Here is a 19,482-nt window from a genome sequence, read left to right on the forward strand (position 1 = left end):
TTCCTGCCGCGCCGCGCTACACCGTCGCGCGGTGGCGGGCGAGCCGCGCGACGCCCGCCGCACGGAGACGGTCGGCGAGGACGATTCCGAGTGCCGTGCCCCCCACGCACGATGCTGCGCACAGGGCGATGAAGCCTACGAGGAGGGGCGGCGACATCGACCACAGGTCGAACGACTGCGCCGCCAGGATCGGGTATGCGATGCCGATCGTCACGGCTCCCGCGTAGTGGAGCCACGTCGCCCACCTGCGGTAGAGGGTGGCGAGGAACGGAAGCTCGGGGAAGAACGACCAGAACAGCGTCGTCGCGACCGCCGACACGGTGTAGAACGGCGCCAGGACCAGCCCCGAGATCAGTCCGACCAGCAGTCCCGCGAAGGGGCGCTGCAGTAGTCGCAGGGCGACCACTGCGGGAAGCACCCAGAGACCGGCGATCGCGACCGACACGAACGGCATCGTCACGAACATCGCGAGCGAGAGCGACCAGCCGGCCGCGAGCACGATTCCCCCCGCCACGCCGATCGCGGCACAGGTCAGCAGATACGCCGTGGTCACTTTGCCCATCAGCGGACCTCGGTTTCGGCGCGCTCTGATCTCGGGGCCGGAGAAGCGGCACCGACGCGCCAGTAGCCGACGAAGCTGATGCGCTCTTTCCGGTGGCCGGCGCCGACGAGGTGGCGGCGGCCCGCGGCCGCCAACGACTGCTCGCCGACGATGAACGCGTGGGTGTCGGATGCCGGGGTACCGAGCTGTTGCAGAGCGGCAAGGGCCGCCGAACCCGGTTTCGCACCGGCATCCCGCACCAGCCAGTGCGCCTCGACGCCTTCCGGTGCCGAGAAATCCAGCACGTCGGCGGCGGAGGGGGCCTCGAGCAGCACGGTCCCGGTCGCGTGGGCGGGCAGTGACGCGCAGACTCCGGCGACGGCGGGCGCGCCGGTCTCATCGGCGACGAGCAGCACCCGGTCGGTTCCCCGATCCGGCGAGAAGCCGAGGCCTTCGTCGATGATCACCACCGATTCGCCGGGGGTGGCCGAGTCGGCCCACCGCGATGCGGGACCCGCCGTGGGGCCGGAGCCGTGGAGCACGAAGTCGACGTCGAGCTCGGCGCCGCCGTGGGCTCCGGCCGGACGGAAGGCGCGCACGGTGTAGTTGCGCATCACGGGGCGCACCCCCTCGGGAATGCGCAGGTATTTGAGGTAGCCGAAGATCTTGTTCGCCTTGACGGGGATGCGCTCCAGACCCTCTTCTGCGGCGTCGCCGCGGTGCGGCAGGAAGAGGCGGAACCACTGGTCGTAGCCCAGGGGGGTGAAGCGATCGATGTCGCCACCACCGAGCGTGACGCGCATCCAGTGCGGCGTGAGCCGTTCGACGCGCAGCACGTCGAGGCGCAGAAGCTCCTGTGTGACGGGCTTGGTGAGCCGGGAGAAGCGGGCCATGCGGGTCCTTTCGGCGGGGTGGGAGAACGGAGAGCGGAAGTCAGAAGGTCCAGGGGAAGAGAGCCACGAGGATGCCGCCGCTCACCAGCCAGAAGGCGATCACGAAAACGGTGTCGCGGCGGCGCCAGGGCACCACGTGCCGCTCGGTGCGGTCGGAGTAGGCGCCGAAGGCGCGGGCATCCATTGCCAGGGCAACCCGCTCGGCGTGACGGATCGCACCTGCCAGCAGCGGCACCAGATAGCCCCACCATCGGGCCAGGGCCGTGAAGGGACCGTGACCGCCGTGCGCTCCCCGCACGCGGTGCGCCTGCCGGATCACGTCGAGCTCGTGGCCGAAGCGAGGAACGAAACGGAAGGCCGCCAGCGCGGTGTAGCCGACCCGGTAGGGCACGCGCAGCTGCTGCACGCCGGCGCGCACGAGATCGGGGCCGGTCGTCGTCAGCCCGGCGATGAGGGCCAGGGCGACGATCGCGGCGAGGCGCGCACCCGTGGCCAGGCCCAGCAGCAGCGCTCCGCCCGACAGTGTCCACCCGCCGATCTGTGCCACCACCGTGGAGCCATCGACCTTCGACGGGTCGGTCCACAGGCCCATCGACAGGCCGATGACCAGACCGGCGACCGGAAGCACCGCGAACATGAGCAGCGCGGTGCGCGCGGTCAGGCGCACCCCGACGAGTACCACGGCGTACGCCAACGCGATGAACCACAGGGGTGTGGCGAGGTCACGCGCGAACACCAGCAGGACGATGGCCGGAAGCGGCGCGACCAGCTTCGCCAACGGGTTCAACCCCGCGAGCATTCTGTCGTCGGGCGCCGCGGAGGCCCACGGATCGACCGCAGCCGCACTCACGGCGTCACCACGGTCGCGCCTGCGCCCGGCAGGTCGGCGAGGCGGGTGATGCCACCCAGCTCGGGATGCCGCGTCACCCCGGCGAACGCGCGACGCAGCGGAGGCTGGCGGAGCCCCGCCGATCGCAGAAGCTCATCGTCCGCGAAGATCTCGGGGGTCGCGGCATCCGCGATGATGCGTCCCTCGCCGACGACGATCGTGCGGTGAGCGTGCTCGGTGACCAGCTGCATGTCGTGAGTGACGACGAGGATGGTGGTTCCGGCGGCGCTGAGCGTGCTCAGCAGGTGCATGAGCTCGTCGGCGCGGGCACGATCCTGCCCGAACGTCGGCTCATCCAGCGCCAGCACCGGTGCGCCGGCGACCAGGGCGGTGCCGACCGACAACCGGCGCTTCTGGCCGCCCGAGAGCAGGAACGGATGCACATCGGCCTTGTTCTCGAGGCCGAACCGGCGCAGCACCTCGAGCGCCCGCGCGCGGACCACGTCGTGGGGCAGCTTCTGCTGGCGGAGGCCGTGCGCGAGTTCGTCGAACACTGTCGCGGCGATGAACTGGTGCTCGGGATTCTGGAACACGAAGCCGATGCGGCGCGACAGGGTGCGCAGGTCGGTGCGTCCCACGTCGACGTCGTCGACCGTGACCTGGCCCCGCGGGACGGGCACGACCCCCGCGAGCGACTGCAGCAGAGTGGTCTTGCCCGCGCCGTTCGCCCCGACGATCGCGACGAACTCGCCCGGGGCCACGTCGAGGTCGATGCCGTGCAGGATCTCGCGGCGCCCGCGGCATGTGCGCAACCCGCGCACGCGGATCAGTGGCTCGGAGCTGGCGGTGGCTTCGCGCGCGTAACTCCGGCCGGAGGGGGCGGTACTGCACGCTTCGGTGGGCTGCGCGCCGGGCGTTACGGTCGCGGGGGCGTCCTCAGCCTCGAGCGCGGCGCGCAGCTCGTCGCTATCCAGCGGCAACGGATCGAGGCGCCATCCGGCGGAACGCAGCCGCAACGCCGCGATCGTCGAGATCGGCAGCCAGACACCCATCTCGTGCAGTTCCGCGGCGCGAGCGCGCAGCACCTCGTCGACGGTGCCGTCGGCCACGGTGCGCCCGTCGTGGTCGAGCACGACCACCCGATCGGTGATCGCGACGACGGCGTCGAGGTTGTGCTCGACGAGCACGATCGCCCGGTCGCCCGCGGTGACGAGTTCGGCCAGCGCCGCGTAAACCTCTTCGATCCCTTGCGGGTCGAGGTTGGCGGTCGGCTCATCGAGCACCAGCAGGGGCGATCCCATCGCGAGCGCGCACGCGATGGCGAGGCGCTGGCGCCCCCCACCGCTCAACAGATCGGGGTTGTCGTACCGTCGATCCCACAGGCCCACCCGCCGCAGCGCGTCTTCGCCACGCGCGAGCACCTCGTCGACCGGAATGCGCAGGTTCTCCGGTCCGAACGCCACTTCGTCGAGCAGCGTTCCCGTGACGAGCTGCGCATCGGGGTCTTGAAAGACCATCCCCACGCGCGTGCTCAGCTGGGCGACGGGTGTCATGGCGGTGTCGAGGCCGTCGACGTGCACCGACCCCGTCAGCGTCGCGGGAACCGCATGGGGGATCAGACCGTTCAGCGCCAGTGCGAGCGTCGACTTGCCGGCGCCGCTGGGGCCGAGCAGCAGGACGACCTCGCCGCGTCGCACATCGAACGTCGCGGATGCCGGGGCATCGGCATCCGCCCCTTCGTGCCGCACGCCGAGCTCGCGCACGCGCAGCACGGGCTGAGGCGCAGAAGCGGCGGCAGTCGCGGCATCCGCTCCGCGGGAGGCAGAGGTCACGGGTGATCCGAACAGTCGGGGAGTGGTTCGACTCCAGGTTAGCCTAGCCTTACCTCAGTTGCCAGAGGTGGCGCATCTCCCCGCGCGGATCAGCCACGGACGGCGCCCTGGCGGGCCACGCCCGCGCGCCGCAGAGACGCGCCGACGGCGAGTCCGAGGGCTGTCCAGGCGACAGGACCACAGACCGAAAGGGCGAGGTAGGCGATCTGCGCCCAGAGCGCGTAGGCGCTCAGGTGGGCAGCGAAGAAGACGACCACGGCGACGACGACGCCGATGATCGCCGCGGAGATGAAGAAGCGCCAGGCGCCCCACGCGCGGTAACGGGTGAGGGCGGCCACACCCTCCTGGATCGCACCGAACAGCAGCGCCGTGCCGAGGAAACGCAGTGTCCAGATCGGCGCGAAGGCGCTCGCCACGAGCGCGGCGAGCACGTGCGTGAGGATCGCGACCAGCGGGAGGCGCAGCACCTCCTGGGCGATGATTCCGGGAAGCACGTGGGCTCCCAACACGAGGCCGTAGACGATCGCGAGTCCGGGCACCGCCAGCACGACCGGCGTCACCAGTCCGGCGATACCACCGACGATGCCGGTGGCCACCCCGATCGCCGCGCACACGAGAAGAACGCGCGTCGGGAGAACGGTGTTTCGGGCCACGTCCCCAGCGTAGCCGCGCTCCCGGGGGTGACCGGCCGGGAAAAACCTCAAGCGGAACGGCGGCGCGGGGTCAGACGAACGGCGGGCAGCGGCGGCGCCGGAACCCGCTCGTCGCCGTGGTCGACGACGCGTCCGAAGCGGGCGGAGTCCGCCTCCCACGCCTCGCGCGCCGCGAGGATCTCCTCGTGTGAGCGGCCGACGAAGTTCCACCACATGACGATGTCGGCCTCGAACGGTTCACCGCCGATCAGGAACAGCGTCGTGTCGCGCTCGGTCGTGATGTCGATGGCGTCGCGGTGGATGCCGAGGTACAGCAGGCCTTGTGTCGGCAGAGTGGTCGCGGCATCCGGATCCGTCCATACCGCTGCGGTGCCCTCGACGCCGGCGAGTGCATACTCCCACGACGGGTCGAGCGGGAGGCGCACGCGCGCGCCTGCCGGAAGGTGCAGCTCGGCGCCGACGATCGGGGTGTACGTCGCGGCGGGAGAGGGTGCGCCGGCGAAAGAACCGACGACCACCGTCGCGGTGGCGCGGCCGACCGTGTCGTCGTCGGGGCCCGCTCCCCGGTGGTCGTCGAGGACGACCACCGGGAGGTTCTCGTGCCGCTCGAAGTCGGGTCGGCCATGGCGGCGGCTCTCCGGCAGCGCGACCCACAACTGCAGCGCGTCGAGAGGCACAGCATCGTCGCCGACCGAGTATTCCGAGTGGGCGATGCCGGCGCCGCTGGTCATCAGATTGAGCACACCACGGCGCACGACCACGTCGTTGCCGAGCGTGTCGCGGTGACGCACCTCGCCGACCAGGGGCCAGGTGACCGTCTGCAGACCGATATGCGGGTGCGGCTCCACGCGCATGCGCGCCGTCTGCGGCCCGAACCTGTCGAGGAAGCACCACGCGCCCACCATCGGCAGCGCGCGTTGCGGGAGGCTGCGGTGCACCTCCATCGCCCGCACGCCACCCAGCGGAACCTCGCGCGCCTCGAGCAGCAGGGCGCGCGGGCCGTCGCAGGTCGCCGGACCGGACAGATCGGCGGCGGCGTCGTCGAGCCGTGTCATCCGCGCGGCGTGCCGACGCCTTCGTCGCCGGGTGTGCGCTCGGCGGTCGAGGCATGCTCGGCGATCTCGATGTCGCGCTCGCGCCACGCGATCTGCAGGCCGGGCACGTCGTGCTTCTGCAGGTAGGTCACGATGAAGGGGCACTCCGGCACGATGACGTCTCCGCGGGTGGCTTCGTCTGCCATCGCGGAGGCGACCAGCTTCGTTCCGAGACCGCGTCCGCCGTACGCCGGATCGATTTCCGTGTGCGGGAAGACCAGGCGGCCCTCGGCATCCTCCTCGAACTCGGTGAACCCGGCGATCTCCCCGTCCACGAGGATCTCGTAGCGGTGCTGCTCGTCGTTGCGCGCGATGCGGATGTCGTCGCTCATGGCGGTCCTCCCGGGTGAGTGTCTCTGCCTCCCAACGTAGGCGCGCAGCCTCGTGTTCCGCCAGGGCTGTCGCCGACGGGCGAGAGCCGGGAGGATGAGCGCATGCACCACCGCCCCCATCGCCGGCTCGCCCGCACCATTCTCGGCGCGTCCGCGCTCGCCGCAGCGACCGCGGTGGCGCTCGCCGGCTGCGGGGCGTACGGGCCCGCGCCCGCGCCGTCGTCGGCACCGCCGACGCTCTCCCCGCCGTCGACGTCGTCATCCCCGACGCCGACAGCAGACCCGCTGGCGGATCTCGATCTGCGCCACCGGGTGGGCCAGCTCTTCATCGTCGGCACCGAGGTCGACGCCGTCACCCCCGACACGATGTCGGCCGTGGTCGATCGCCACGCCGGCGGCATCTTCCTGCACGGCCGATCGGGCGCCGGGTCTGCGGCGGTCGCCGCGGTGGTGAGCGCGTTCACGAGCGCGGATGCCGGAGGCATCCCCCTCTGGGTCTCCACCGACCAGGAGGGTGGCGAAGTGCAGGTGCTCTCCGGGCCGGGCTTCGACGACATGCCCTATGCGATCCGCCAGGCCGACCTTCCCGACGACCAGCTACGCGCGTCGGCGACCGCCTGGGGGCGGCAGCTCGCCGCGGCGGGGGTCACGCTGAACCTCGCGCCCGTCGCCGACATCGTCACGAGCGAGCAGACACGGTTCGACAATCCGCCCATCGGCGGACTCGGCCGCCAGTACGGCTACGACCGGGCGACGGTCGTGGCGAAGGCCGGCGCATTCGCCGAGGGTATGCGTGCCGCGGGCGTGATGCCGGTCTTCAAGCACTTCCCGGGCCTCGGACACGTCACCGCCAACACCGACGACACGGCCGACGTCGTCGACACGTCCGTCACGGCCGACGGCCCCGACATCGCGGTGTACCGCGCGCTGGTGCCGGAGGGGCCGGCGGGTGTGATGGTCGCGAGCGCGATCTACCAGAATCTCGACGCCGCGTCGCCGGCGGTCTTCTCGCCGACCGTGGTTGCTCTCGCCCGCGGTGTCGTGGGGCCTGGCGGCATGATGATGTCCGACGATCTTTCTGCGGCGCAGGCCGTGCAGGCGTGGAGTCCCGCCGACCGGGCGGTGCTCGCGATCACCGCGGGCGTCGACGTCGTGCTGGCCTCTACCGATCCGTCGGTGTTCCCCGCGATGTACGACGCGGTGCTCACGAAAGCGCAATCGGATCCGGCCTTCGCTCAGCGGGTCGATGACGCGGCCCGGCATGTGCTGGCCGCGAAGGCCGCGCAGCCGTGACCGCGTGACGGTGTGAAGGCGGCGCCTGGCAGACTCGGAGCATGACCTCTGCCGCGGCGCTGACCGACCTCGTGCCCTCGGGGGCCACGGCGGATGCCGCCTACGAAGGCTTCGTCGCGTGGGCGACCGGTCGCGGCTTGACGTTGTATCCGGCGCAGGACGAGGCGGTCATCGAGCTCGTCTCCGGCGCGAACGTCGTGCTGGCGACGCCGACCGGCACCGGCAAGTCCCTCGTCGCGATCGCCGCGCACGCGGTCTGTCTCGCCGCGGGCGGGCGGTCGTACTACACCGCTCCGATCAAGGCGCTCGTCAGCGAAAAGTTCTTCGCCCTGGTCGAGATCTTCGGTGCGGAGAACGTGGGCATGGTCACCGGCGACTCGTCGGTGAACCCCGACGCGCCGATCGTGTGCTGCACCGCGGAGATCCTCGCGAACATCGCGCTTCGTCATGGCTCGGATGCGGCGGTCGATCAGGTCGTCATGGACGAGTTCCACTACTACGGCGACCCCGACCGCGGATGGGCGTGGCAGGTGCCCCTGCTGCTGCTGCCGAGGGCGCAGTTCCTGCTGATGTCGGCGACGCTCGGTGACGTCACGCCCATCATCGACGACCTCGCCCGGCGCACCGGTCGCGCCGTCGCGGAGATCACCGGCGTAGAGCGTCCCGTGCCGTTGCATTTCTCCTACGAGCGCCGTCCGGTGCACGAGGTGCTGACCATGCTCGTCGACGAGCGCGAGGTGCCGGTATACATCGTGCACTTCGCCCAGGCTGCCGCGCTCGAACGGGCGCAAGCCCTGGCATCCGTCACCCTCACCACGCGCGCGCAGCGCGACGAGATCGCCGAGGCGATCGGCGGGTTCCGTTTCACCACCGGCTTCGGCAAGACGCTGTCGCGGCTGGTGCGTGCGGGCATCGGCGTGCACCACGCCGGCATGCTGCCCCGCTACCGCCGCCTGGTCGAGACCCTCGCCCAACGCGGGCTGCTGCGGGTCATCTGCGGCACCGACACCCTCGGGGTGGGTATCAACGTACCGATCCGAACCGTTTTGATCACGGCGCTGAGCAAGTATGACGGCATCAAGATGCGCCAGCTCAGCGCCCGCGAGTTCCACCAGGTGGCCGGCCGCGCGGGTCGGGCCGGCTACGACACCCACGGCAACGTCGTGGTGATGGCCCCCGAGTGGGAGATCGAGAACGCGGTCGCTCTGGCGAAGGCCGGTGAGGATGCGGCCAAGCGCAAGAAGATCGTCCGCAAGAAAGCGCCGACGGGCGTCGTCAACTGGGGCGAGGGCTCCTACGAACGCCTCATCGCCGCGCCGCCCGAACCGCTCGTGCCGCAGCTCAAGCTCACGGCGGCGATGCTGATCAACGTCATCGGCCGCGGCGGCGACGTGTTCGGTCATGTCCGGTCGCTCGTCTTCGACAACCACGAGCCGCGCGCCCGGCAGTTCGCGTTGGCGCGGCGGGCCATCGCGATCTTCCGCACCCTCGTCGATGCCGGGATCGTCGAGATCGATCGCGCCGCGGCATCCGGCTCGCGCATCGCCCTCACCGTCGATCTGCAACCGAACTTCGCGCTCAACCAGCCGTTGTCGCCGTTCGCGCTCGCCGCGATCGAGCTGCTCTCGCCCGCGGACGACGTGCGGCCCGGCGCCGCTGCCGTCCCGAACTCCTCCACGGCGACCGCCCCCGGCGCTGTCGAGGCCGATCCGGGGGATCCGGGTGCGGATTGGAGGAGTTCGGGTCGCGCCGGCGCGGCCCCCGTCGCCCCGGGCGGCATCGGCACCGGTCACTACGCCCTCGATGTGCTGAGTGTGATCGAGGCGACCCTGGACGATCCGCGTGCGATCCTCGCGCAGCAGGAGTACCGGGCCCGGGGCGAGGCGGTCGCGGCGATGAAGCGCGACGGCCTCGAATACGAGGAGCGCATGGCGCTGCTCGAGGAGATCACCTATCCGAAGCCGCTCGCCGACCTGCTCGCGCAGTCGTTCGAGGTGTTCGCCTCGAGTCAGCCCTGGGTGCGCGACTTCGAACTGAGCCCGAAGTCGGTCGTGCGGGACATGTTCGAGCGGGCTATGTCGTTCGCGGAGTTCGTGTCGTTCTATCAGCTCGCCCGCAGCGAGGGACTGGTGCTGCGGTACCTCTCCGACGCCTACCGCGCGATCCGCCAGACCGTGCCGGCCGAGGCGCGCACCGACGAGTTGCTCGACATCATCGAATGGCTCGGCGAGCTCGTGCGCCAGGTCGATTCGAGTCTCGTCGACGAGTGGTCGGCGCTGGTCGACCCCACGGCGCACCTGCCTGAGGACGCCGCCCCCGTCGTCCCGCCGGCGCCGCCCTCCATCCTCACGAACGAGCGCGCATTCACGGTGCTCGTCCGCAACGAGCTGTTCCGCCGCGTGCAGCTGGCCGCGCTACAGGATGACGACGGTCTCGTCGCTCTCGACCCGGACGTCGACTGGCCGGCCGCGCTCGATCGCTACTACGACGAGCACGACCAGATCCTCACGGGAGGTCCGGCGCGCTCGCCGCGGCTGTGCGTCATCGACACCGCGGATGCCGCGGCATCCGGTCTCTGGCGCGTTGACCAGACCATCGATGATCCCGAGGGCAACCACGACTGGCGCATCCGCGCCGAAGTCGACCTCGTGGCGTCCGTCGAGGAGGGCACCGCCGTCGTCCGCGTGACCGAGGTCGCACGCCTGTAGCTCCCGCGCTCAGCTCGCGCGGTACTCGGGGAGGTGGGCGCGGGTGTCGGATGCCGCGGCTAGCCTGGACGGGTGAGTGCATCGACCGACCGCTACGACGACCCGTACGCGGACGTGCCGTGGGACGTCGATGAGCTGACCCCGCCCGACGATCACGACGCGCCGCCCCCGCCCGAGTACGACGGCTATGCGGGCGCCCTCGCCCGCGCGACTCGAGACACGGCGACCGTGCCCGCCGCCGGGTCGGGCGCGTCACGGTCGCGCACGTCCACGCCCGCGTCACGAACCCGCACTGCGGTTCCCACCACTCCCACCACTCCCACCGCTCCCACTGCTGCGCCGCGCGCCCGGCCCGCCGCAGCGGCGCGGCCCGCCTACGCCTCCGACCCGAAGGCGGTGCTCAAAGAGGTCTTCGGCTACGACGAGTTCCGCGGCGATCAGGAAGAGATCGTGGCGCAGGTCGTCTCCGGCGGCGACGCGATCGTGCTCATGCCCACCGGCGCCGGCAAGTCGATCACCTATCAGGTGCCCGCCCTGGTGCGCCCGGGCACCGGCCTCGTGGTCAGCCCGCTCATCGCCCTCATGCACGACCAGGTCGACGCCCTGCTCGCCAACGGCGTGCGCGCCGCGTACCTGAACTCCACGCAGTCGCCGGCCGAACGTGCGGGGGTCGAGCAGGACTTCCTCGCGGGCGAGCTCGACCTGCTCTACGTCGCGCCCGAGCGGCTGAGCGCGGCATCCACCACCGCTCTGCTGCAGCGCGGGCAGCTGAGCGTCATCGCCGTCGACGAAGCGCACTGTGTCAGCCAGTGGGGTCACGATTTCCGGCCCGACTACCTCACGCTCGGCGACCTCGCCGACCGCTTCCCGGGGGTGCCACGCATGGCACTCACGGCGACGGCGACGCGCGCGACGCACCAGGAGATCACCGAGCGGTTGCAGCTGCCCGACGCCCGGCACTTCGTCGCGAGCTTCGACCGCCCCAACATCCAGTACCGCATCGAGCCGAAGGTCGATCCGCGCCGCCAGCTGCTGCAGTTCGTCCGCTCGCAGCCGGCCGGGTCAGCGGGTATCGTCTACGCGCTCAGTCGCAAGTCGGTGGAGCAGACCGCGGAGTACCTGCGCACGCAAGGCGTCGACGCCCTGCCGTATCACGCCGGGTTGGATGCCGCGGTGCGCGCGCATCACCAGCAGCGGTTCCTCCGCGAAGACGGCGTCGTGATGGTCGCCACCATCGCCTTCGGAATGGGAATCGACAAGCCCGACGTCCGTTTCGTCGCCCACATCGACCTGCCGAAGTCGGTCGAGGGCTACTACCAGGAGACGGGGCGTGCCGGTCGTGACGGCGAGCCGGCCCTGGCCTGGATGGCCTACGGACTCGGTGACGTCGTTCAGCAGCGGCGTCTCATCGACCAGTCGCCGGGCGACCGCTCCTACAAGATGCGTCTGGGCCAGCATCTCGACGCGATGCTCGCCCTCTGCGAGACCGTGTCGTGCCGCCGTCAGAATCTGCTCGGGTACTTCGGGCAGAGTTCCGAGCCCTGCGGCAACTGCGACACGTGCCTCGACAACCCCGACACGTGGGACGGGCTGGTGCCGGCGCAGAAACTCCTCTCGACGATCGTCCGCCTCCAGCGTGAACGCAATCAGGCGTTCGGCGCCGGCCACCTCGTCGACATCCTGCGCGGTGCCTCGACCGAGCGCATCCGCCAGCAGGGCCACGACAAGCTCGCGACCTATGGGCTGGGCGCCGACCTCGGAGATCAGGACTGGCGCAGTGTGATCCGTCAGCTTCTCGCGCGGGGCATCATCGTCGCGCGCGGTGAGTACGGCGTGCTCGCGGTCGGCGACGAGGGCGCCGCGGTGCTGCGCGGTGAGCTCGAGGTGCCGCTGCGCCGCGATGTGCTCGGTCGCAGCGGCGGGGCAGCGCGAGTGCGCAAGTCGGCCGCCACCGAACAGGTCGCCGACGACGATCGCGACCTGTTCGAGGCTCTGCGCACCTGGCGCGCGGCAACCGCGAAGGAGCAGGGCGTGCCCGCCTACATCGTCTTCGGCGACGCCACACTGCGGGCCCTCGCCGAGCAGCGCCCGGCATCCGTCGCGGCGCTCGAGGGGATCACGGGCATCGGCGCGAAGAAGCGCGAGGCGTACGGCGAGGCGGTCGTCGCGGTCATCGCCGCCAACTGACCCGGGGCGGTCGGGCCGGCCGGGCCGGCGGGGCCAGCCCTCGCTCGGCGTATCCATCACCAGATTCGGAGATGCGCAACAGATTCGGATGTCGCGGCATCCACCGTCCGAATCCGTGACCCGAGCCCGAATCCGGTGAGGCAGCTTCATCGCCTCGGTGTGCGCCTCGGTGCGCGCCTCGGCGTGTGCCTCCGGGCCGGCGTCAGCCGCGGCCGCCGCGTCAGTGCGGCGGCAGGATGTCGTCGAGGTGCGCCCTCAGATGCGCAGCCACGTCGACACTGTCCCGGTCGTACAGCCACTGATACTGCAGTCCGTCCCACAGGGCGACCAGGCGGATGGCCTCGCGTTCGGGATCGCGATGGTCAGGCAGGTCGCCGTCACGTTGTGCGGCACGCAGAACCGCAGCGAAGTGGTCGACGGTGGCGGTGAACCGGCGGGTGAAGTAGTCGTGCGCGGGGTGGTCGCCCGGCAGGGCCTCGCACGACAACACGGCGTACACCTCGATGAGACCGGGGGTCGTCGCCGCGTTCTCGGCTGCACTGCGCGGGAGGCTGCGCACGAAGTCCGCCGCCCGGTCGGTCGTCGCGGGCGGGGTGGCCGAGATCGCGCGGTCGCGTTCGGTGAGCACAGCCCGCAACAGTGCGTCCTTCGAGGAGTAGTGATGCAGAAGGGCCGACTTCGACACCCCCACCCGCTCGGCGATCTCACGCAGGCTGGTCTCTGCATAGCCGTCGCGCGCGAACAGTGCTGTCGCGTCGCGCAGGATGCGTGCACGACGCTCCCGCCCGACGCGATATCCCTCCGCGGTGTCGCCGTCGTCGATCCCGAGATCGAGTGACGGCCAGCGCGCGGGTGACGCTGATCCGGATGCCGCGGCGCGGGGTGCGCCATCCCCGTCATGCGTCGGGCCGCCCTGTCCACCATCCGCCGGTCCGCGCGATCGCGGCGCCGTCGCGAGCAGCCGCTGCACCTCCGTGAGCAGGGCGACCACGTCGACACGCGCGGGCAGGTAGAGCGCGAGCAGCTGCAGTCCGTCCCAGACGGCCGCCAGGCGGACGGCCTCACCGGCGAAGTCGCGCGTGGGATGGACGGCGCCGACCGCGCTGGCGTCACGCAACTGCAGGGCCGATACCTCCCGCAGTCGGGCGTAGCGCTCGCGCATGTAGGCGTGGGCGGGGTGGCCGCGGGTGGAGCCTTCGCCGACGAGCGCGGCGTACAACGGCAGGTATCCCTCGATCTGTTGGTTGCGAGCGGCCACCGCCGAGAAGACGAGATCCCCGGCGGCGACAGTGGCGCCGCCCGGCTGCATCACGTCCTCGGCGGCCCGATCGTACGTCGCGATCACGGCGGCCAGCAGCAGGTCCTTCGTGGCGAAGTGCTTGAGCAGACCGGGGTGGGTGATCCCCGCGGCAGCGGCGACGTCACGCAGCGACGCGGCGCGGTAGCCGTGCGCGACGAAGACCTCGCGCGCCGCATCGACGATGCGCGCGCGTGTGGCCGCCGTATTGCGCCTGCGCGTCGGTGCCGGCGTGGTCATTGTCGCCTCCCGGGCCCACCCTAGCCCTGCAATCACGTGACCTCGATTCGTAGTTACCAATCGGTCGGGTTTCGTGTACCGTCGCCGGAGAGGCCGTCCGGTCTCGTTCTCACATCGCTGTGAAGGATCTCCCATGACAGAGCCGGCCCCGGGCACGACCCCCGCGACCCCCATGGCACCCGCGGCCGCCGCCAACCGCCCCTGGCTCGACGCGGGCCTGCCGATCGACGAGCGTGTCGAGCTCCTCCTGCGCGAAATGACCGTGGAGGAGAAAGCCGGACTCTTCTTCCAGACGATGATCTCGATCGGTCCGGACGGTGAGCTCTCGCAGGGCGACAGTGCGTTCGGGTTGCCGTCGACCGACGAGTACGTGCGCGAACGGCACATGACCCACTTCAACCTTCTGGGGGCTGCGCCGACCGCCGGCGAGATCGCCCGCTGGCACAACCGTCTGCAGCAGCTCGCGGCCGCCACGCGCCTCGGCATCCCCGTAACCCTCTCCACCGATCCGCGTCACTCGTTCACCGACAACCCCGGGGCGTCGATGCACGCCGGCCCGTTCTCGCAGTGGCCGGATGCGCTGGGGCTCGCGGCGACGCGCGACGAGCAGCTCGTGCGCACCTTCGGCGACATCGCCCGGCAGGAGTACGCCGCCGTCGGCATCCGCGTGGCGCTGCATCCTCAGGTCGACCTCGCGACCGAGCCGCGGTGGGCGCGCCAGCTGCAGACCTTCGGCGAGGATGCCGAGCTTTCGGCACGGCTGGGCGCGGCCTACATCCGCGGCTTCCAAGGAGACGAGCTGGGCCCCGACTCGGTGTCGACCATGGTCAAGCACTTCCCCGGCGGTGGCCCGCAGAAAGACGGCGAAGACCCGCACTTCGCCTACGGCCGTGAGCAGGTCTACCCTGGTGACGCGTTCGAGCTGCACCTCGTGCCCTTCGCGGCGGCGTTCGAGGCGGGGGTGCGTCAGGTCATGCCCTACTACGGCATGCCGATCGGCACCGCCTACGAAGAGGTCGGATTCGGCTTCAACAAGAGCGTCTTGACGGGGCTGCTCCGCGACCGGTTCGGTTTCGGCGGTATCGTCTGCACCGACTGGGGCCTCGTCACCGACAGCGAGATCATGGGCGACCCCTTCCCGGCGCGCGCCTGGGGTGTCGAGCACCTCACCCCCGCCGAACGCATGGCGAAGATTCTGGATGCCGGCGCCGACCAATTCGGCGGCGAACGCTGCACCGAGATCCTCCTGCAGCTCGTCGCCGACGGCATCGTCTCGGAGGAGCGCCTCGACGTCTCGGCGAGGCGCCTGCTGCGCGAGAAGTTCACCCTCGGGCTCTTCGAGAACCCGTCTGTGGATGCCGAGGCAGCGGACGAGATCGTCGGGTCGGCATCGTTCCGCGCCGCGGGCGCCGCCGCGCAACGCACCGCCATCACGGTGCTCGCCGCGACCGACGCGGTGCCTTTCGCTCGCGGGCTGAAGCTCTACGTCGAGGGCGTCGATGCGAAGGTCGCCGCTGCATACGGCGAGATCGTCGCCACCCCGGCCGAGGCCGACCTCGCCGTGCTCCGCCTGCAGGCGCCGTACGAGCAGCGCGGCTCGAGCTTCGAGAACTTCTTCCACGCGGGCTCGCTGGACTTCCCGTCGGAGGTTGTGGAGCACGTCGCCGCCGTCGCCGCTGTCGCGCCGACCGTGGTCGATGTCTTCCTCGACCGGCCGGCCATCCTCACACCGATCGTCGAGCTGGGCGTCACCGTCACGGGCAACTGGGGAGCGAGTTCCGCCGCGCTCCTCGACGTGCTGAGCGGTGCGGCCAGCGCCCGCGGGCGCCTGCCGTTCGACCTGCCCCGCTCGATGGCGGCTGTGGAGGCATCCCGCCCCGACGTACCCTTCGACACGGCCGATCCGCTCTTCCGCTTCGGTCACGGTCTGGATCTCTGACCTCGGGGCATCCCGCGATGACACGGTGGAACTGAGTCTCACGCATCGTGAGTGTGGGTGTCACACAGGGCCGGATGCCGCGGACGCCGCGCCCTTTGTGGGGTGGGTGCAACCGGTTTGCGAGGGTGTTGTGGCGCTCCTACCGTCGACTGTGAGTTTTCCTGTCCGCTGTCGAAAGGTACGCCGATGACCGACGCCGCCGTCCGTCCGAAGAAGCCCGCCACGAACACGCGCACTCCCGCCGGCGGGGCACCCCGGGCCGCACACACCGCCGCCGAGGCGAACGAGGCGCGCATCCACGTCGACACGGTCACCGATCTGCTCCTCGGAACGTGGGCCGAGACGCGCCGCGAGGCGCGCGAGATGATCAAGGACCCCGCGCTGTGGAAGATCGAGGGGTTGTCGGTCGCCGACCACCGGGAGCGCGTGCTCGGGCAGTTGCACATCCTCGTCGAGAACAACGGCTCGCGCCGCGCGTTCCCGAAGAAGTACGGCGGGCTGGAGGACAACGGGGCCAACCTCGCCGGCTTCATGGAGCTCGTGCTGGCCGACCCGTCGCTGCAGATCAAGTCGGGCGTGCAGTGGGGTCTGTTCGGTTCGGCCATCTATCAGCTGGGCACCGAGAAGCACCACGAGGCGTGGCTGCGCGATGTCATCGACCTCGAACTGCCGGGCGCCTTCGCGATGACCGAAATCGGGCACGGCTCCGACGTCGCGGCCATCGGCACCACAGCCACCTATGACCCTGAGACCGAGGAGTTCGTCATCAACACGCCGTTCCGCGGCGCGTGGAAGGACTACCTCGGCAACGCCGCCCTGCACGGGCGCGCGGCGACGGTATTCGCGCAGCTCATCACGGGCGGGGTCAACTACGGCGTGCACTGCTTCTTCGTTCCGATCCGCGACGAACAGGGCGCCACGCTGCCGGGCGTGCAGAGCGAGGATGACGGGGTCAAGGGTGGGCTCAATGGCATCGACAACGGCCGATTGGCGTTCGACCACGTACGCGTGCCGCGCTTCAACCTGCTCAACCGCTACGGCGACGTCGCCGCAGACGGCACGTACAGCTCCGACATTCCGAGCCCCGGACGTCGGTTCTTCACGATGCTCGGTGCGCTCGTGCAGGGGCGCGTGTCTCTCGACGGTGCGGCGACGACCGCGACGGCGCTGGCGCTGCACATCGCCCTCACCTACGCCAACCAGCGCCGCCAGTTCGACTCCGGGTCGGGCAGCGACGAGGTCGTGCTGCTCGACTACGGCAAGCACCAGCGGCGCCTGCTGCCGCGCCTCGCTCAGGTGTACGCGCAGTTCTTCGCCAACGACGAACTGCTGCGCACTTTCGACGGCGTCTTCAGCGGGCGCACCGACACTCCCGATGAGCGCGAGAACCTCGAGACGCTCGCTGCGGCCCTCAAGCCGCTGTCGACGTGGAATGCCCTCGACACCATTCAGGAGTGCCGCGAAGCCTGCGGCGGGTCGGGCTTCATGGCCGACAACCGCCTCGTCGGGCTGCACCACGACCTCGACGTCTACGTGACCTTCGAGGGCGACAACAATGTGCTCCTGCAGCTGGTCGGAAAGCGGCTGCTCAGCGACTTCGCCAAGCAGTTCAGCGGGGCGGATGCCGCGAAGCTCGCGTCGTTCGCCGCGAAGCAGACCGCGGGCAAGGTCTTCCACGGGGCGGGTCTGCGCCAGCTCGGCCAGGCCGTCGCCGACTTCGGCTCGACCGCGCGGTCGGTGGAGCTGGGCCTGCGCGCCGAGCAGCAGCACGAGCTGCTCGCCGGGCGCGTGCGGCAGATGGTCGAAGATGTCGCGGGCCGGCTCCGACCGGCATCCAAGGCCTCGCCGGCCGAGGCGGCGGCGATCTTCAACGCGAACCAGGCCGAGCTCATCGAGGCTGCGCGCGCTCACGGCGAACTGCTGCAGTGGGAGGCCTTCAGCGACGGCATCTCCGGGGTGTCCGATGCGGGCACCGCCCAGGTGCTGACCTGGCTGCGTGACCTGTTCGGACTGCACCTCATCGAGAAGCACCTGGCCTGGTACCTCATCCACGGCCGGTTGTCGGCGCAGCGCGCGGCATCCGTCTCGAAGTACATCGACCGGCTGCTCCTGCGCCTGCGCCCGCACGCACAGGACCTCGTCGACGCCTTCGCCTTCGAGCCCGAGCACGTGCGTGCGCCCATCGCCTCGGGCGCGGAAGACGCACGCCAGCGCGAGGCTCGCGCGTACTACGCCGAGCTCGCCGCGTCGGGGCAGGCGCCGGTCTCGGAGAAGTCGCTCAAGAAGAAGTAGGTCCGAAGTCGCGCTCCGCGCGCGCCATCGCCGACTCCGCAGTTCATCGCGAACTCCGCACGATCCCGCCCGGATCATGCGGAGTTCGCGCATTTCTGCGGACTTCGTAGGTGAAGGCGGGAAAGATCACTCGGCGCAACGCCAGTACGGCGGATGCCGGACGGAGCGCTCGCACCGTCGCCCCGCGACCTTGAAGCAGCCTTCCCCGACCCCGAGCACTCGCTGATACACCGACTGCTCGAGCTGCTCGGGGCCCTTCCTCGACGCGGGCATGCCTTCGCGGTATCCTGTTTTGAACGCGTTCAGAATGGGGCAAGACAATGGCTCGAGCAGAAGACACGCCAGCGGATGAACCCACGAGCCCCCGAGCCGTGGTGGCGGGGGCCTCGGGCTTCATCGGCCGCGCCGTCGTGTCGTCGTTTCGCGAGCGCGGCTATCGGGTGGGCGTCATCGGACGGCACGCGCCCGTCAGCTGGGACGACCCCGCCGCCGTCGCAGAACTGATCGACGGCGCCGACGTGCTCGTCAACCTCGCCGGAAAGTCGGTGAACTGCCGCTACACCGACCGCAACCGCGACGAGATCCTGCGCTCCCGGATGGAGACCACCCGCGCCCTGCGGACGGCGGTGGCTGTGGCATCCCGCCCACCGGCGGTGTGGCTGAACGCCTCGACCGCGACGATCTACCGCCATCGCACCGACGCGCCGAACACGGAGAACGCCGGGGAGCTCGGCGAAGGGTTCTCGGTGGATGTGGCGCGGGCCTGGGAAGCCGAGTTCTTCGCCGGGGATCTGCCGACGACGCGGCGCCTCGCTCTGCGGATGGCGATCGTCCTGGGCGACGGACCCGCCACGCGGATGCTCACCATGCTCGCTCGCATCGGTCTCGGGGGTCCGCAGATCGACGGGTGGGGGCCGCAGCATCGCCGCTACCGGGGCATCGGGCCCGATCCATCCGTCGATGGCCGCGTTCCGCACCACCGTACGCGGGGAGCGCAGCGGTTCAGCTGGGTGCACATCGACGACGTCGTCGAGGCGATGCACTTCCTCGTCGCGCATGCGGAGCTCGACGGCATCGTCAACGTGGTCGCACCCACGGCATCCGACAATCGCGAACTGATGCGCACCCTCCGGCGCATCGTCGGCATGCCGGTGGGGCTTCCCGCCTACCGGTGGATGCTGGAGCTGGCGATGTGGGCGCTGCGCACCGAGCCCGAGCTGGTCGTGAAGAGCCGGTGGGTCGTGCCCGAGCGGCTGAGCGCGGCGGGGTTCGCGTTCGCCCACACCGAGCTCGACGACGCGTTGCGCTCCGCCCTCGCGCGTCGTGTCGGCGCCCGCGGCTAGCCTGAGCGG

14 protein-coding genes are annotated in these 19,482 nt (G+C 70.6%); 6 read left to right on the forward strand and 8 right to left on the reverse strand.

Annotation, left to right across the window (positions count from 1 at the left end):
- Positions 1–16: 16 nt before the first annotated feature.
- From ITJ43_RS11305 to ITJ43_RS11335, 7 genes are all read right to left on the reverse strand, one after another.
- Positions 17–562: an ECF transporter S component gene (locus ITJ43_RS11305; protein WP_194583957.1), complete on the reverse strand. Its 546-nt coding sequence runs from the start codon at positions 560–562 to the stop codon at positions 17–19.
- Complete coding sequence (locus ITJ43_RS11310; RefSeq protein ID WP_194583958.1) at positions 562–1,434, reverse strand: siderophore-interacting protein; 873 nt, start codon at positions 1,432–1,434, stop codon at positions 562–564. The genes ITJ43_RS11305 and ITJ43_RS11310 overlap by 1 nt, the downstream gene beginning before the upstream one ends.
- A 40-nt stretch (positions 1,435–1,474) precedes the next feature.
- The gene (locus ITJ43_RS11315) at positions 1,475–2,284 is read right to left on the reverse strand and encodes an energy-coupling factor transporter transmembrane component T (protein ID WP_323741210.1); all 810 of its coding nucleotides are present in this window, start codon (positions 2,282–2,284) and stop codon (positions 1,475–1,477) included.
- Positions 2,281–4,095, reverse strand: a complete 1,815-nt coding sequence (locus tag ITJ43_RS11320) for an ABC transporter ATP-binding protein (protein WP_194583959.1) — start codon at positions 4,093–4,095, stop codon at positions 2,281–2,283. The genes ITJ43_RS11315 and ITJ43_RS11320 overlap by 4 nt, the downstream gene beginning before the upstream one ends.
- 89 nt (positions 4,096–4,184) lie before the next feature.
- Positions 4,185–4,748 (reverse strand): ECF transporter S component, encoded by a 564-nt coding sequence (locus ITJ43_RS11325; protein ID WP_194583960.1) that lies wholly within the window; start codon positions 4,746–4,748, stop codon positions 4,185–4,187.
- Between the two features lie 47 nt (positions 4,749–4,795).
- Positions 4,796–5,803 (reverse strand): pirin family protein, encoded by a 1,008-nt coding sequence (locus ITJ43_RS11330; RefSeq protein ID WP_194583961.1) that lies wholly within the window; start codon positions 5,801–5,803, stop codon positions 4,796–4,798.
- Positions 5,800–6,174, reverse strand: a complete 375-nt coding sequence (locus tag ITJ43_RS11335; protein ID WP_194583962.1) for a GNAT family N-acetyltransferase — start codon at positions 6,172–6,174, stop codon at positions 5,800–5,802. The genes ITJ43_RS11330 and ITJ43_RS11335 overlap by 4 nt, the downstream gene beginning before the upstream one ends.
- 102 nt (positions 6,175–6,276) lie before the next feature.
- On the opposite strand from ITJ43_RS11335, the gene ITJ43_RS11340 reads away from it, so the two are divergent.
- The 3 genes from ITJ43_RS11340 to recQ all read left to right on the forward strand — a co-directional run bounded on the left by ITJ43_RS11340 (position 6,277) and on the right by recQ (position 12,362).
- A complete protein-coding gene (locus ITJ43_RS11340) occupies positions 6,277–7,467 on the forward strand; it encodes a glycoside hydrolase family 3 protein (RefSeq protein ID WP_194583963.1) in 1,191 nt (396 codons plus the stop codon).
- A gap of 41 nt (positions 7,468–7,508) precedes the next feature.
- Complete coding sequence (locus tag ITJ43_RS11345; RefSeq protein ID WP_194583964.1) at positions 7,509–10,175, forward strand: DEAD/DEAH box helicase; 2,667 nt, start codon at positions 7,509–7,511, stop codon at positions 10,173–10,175.
- Between the two features lie 72 nt (positions 10,176–10,247).
- Positions 10,248–12,362, forward strand: coding sequence for a DNA helicase RecQ (gene recQ, locus ITJ43_RS11350; protein ID WP_194583965.1), 2,115 nt, complete (start codon positions 10,248–10,250; stop codon positions 12,360–12,362).
- Positions 12,363–12,582: 220 nt separating this feature from the next.
- Here recQ and ITJ43_RS11355 read toward each other — a convergent pair whose 3' ends face one another.
- Entirely contained in the window at positions 12,583–13,899 is a 1,317-nt protein-coding gene (locus tag ITJ43_RS11355) for a TetR/AcrR family transcriptional regulator (protein ID WP_194583966.1), read from the reverse strand.
- Between the two features lie 133 nt (positions 13,900–14,032).
- On the opposite strand from ITJ43_RS11355, the gene ITJ43_RS11360 reads away from it, so the two are divergent.
- The 3 genes from ITJ43_RS11360 to ITJ43_RS11370 all read left to right on the forward strand — a co-directional run bounded on the left by ITJ43_RS11360 (position 14,033) and on the right by ITJ43_RS11370 (position 19,473).
- Positions 14,033–15,838 carry a glycoside hydrolase family 3 protein gene (locus ITJ43_RS11360; protein ID WP_194583967.1) on the forward strand — a complete coding sequence of 602 codons (1,806 nt, stop codon included), beginning with the start codon at positions 14,033–14,035 and terminating at the stop codon, positions 15,836–15,838.
- Between the two features lie 186 nt (positions 15,839–16,024).
- On the forward strand, positions 16,025–18,130 hold the full coding sequence (locus ITJ43_RS11365) for an acyl-CoA dehydrogenase (RefSeq protein ID WP_194583968.1): 2,106 nt from the start codon (positions 16,025–16,027) through the stop codon (positions 18,128–18,130).
- Between the two features lie 320 nt (positions 18,131–18,450).
- The gene (locus ITJ43_RS11370) at positions 18,451–19,473 is read left to right on the forward strand and encodes an epimerase (RefSeq protein ID WP_194583969.1); all 1,023 of its coding nucleotides are present in this window, start codon (positions 18,451–18,453) and stop codon (positions 19,471–19,473) included.
- Positions 19,474–19,482: the final 9 nt, after the last annotated feature.

Source organism: Microbacterium sp. VKM Ac-2870, from assembly GCF_015350795.1.
Taxonomy (GTDB): domain Bacteria; phylum Actinomycetota; class Actinomycetes; order Actinomycetales; family Microbacteriaceae; genus Microbacterium.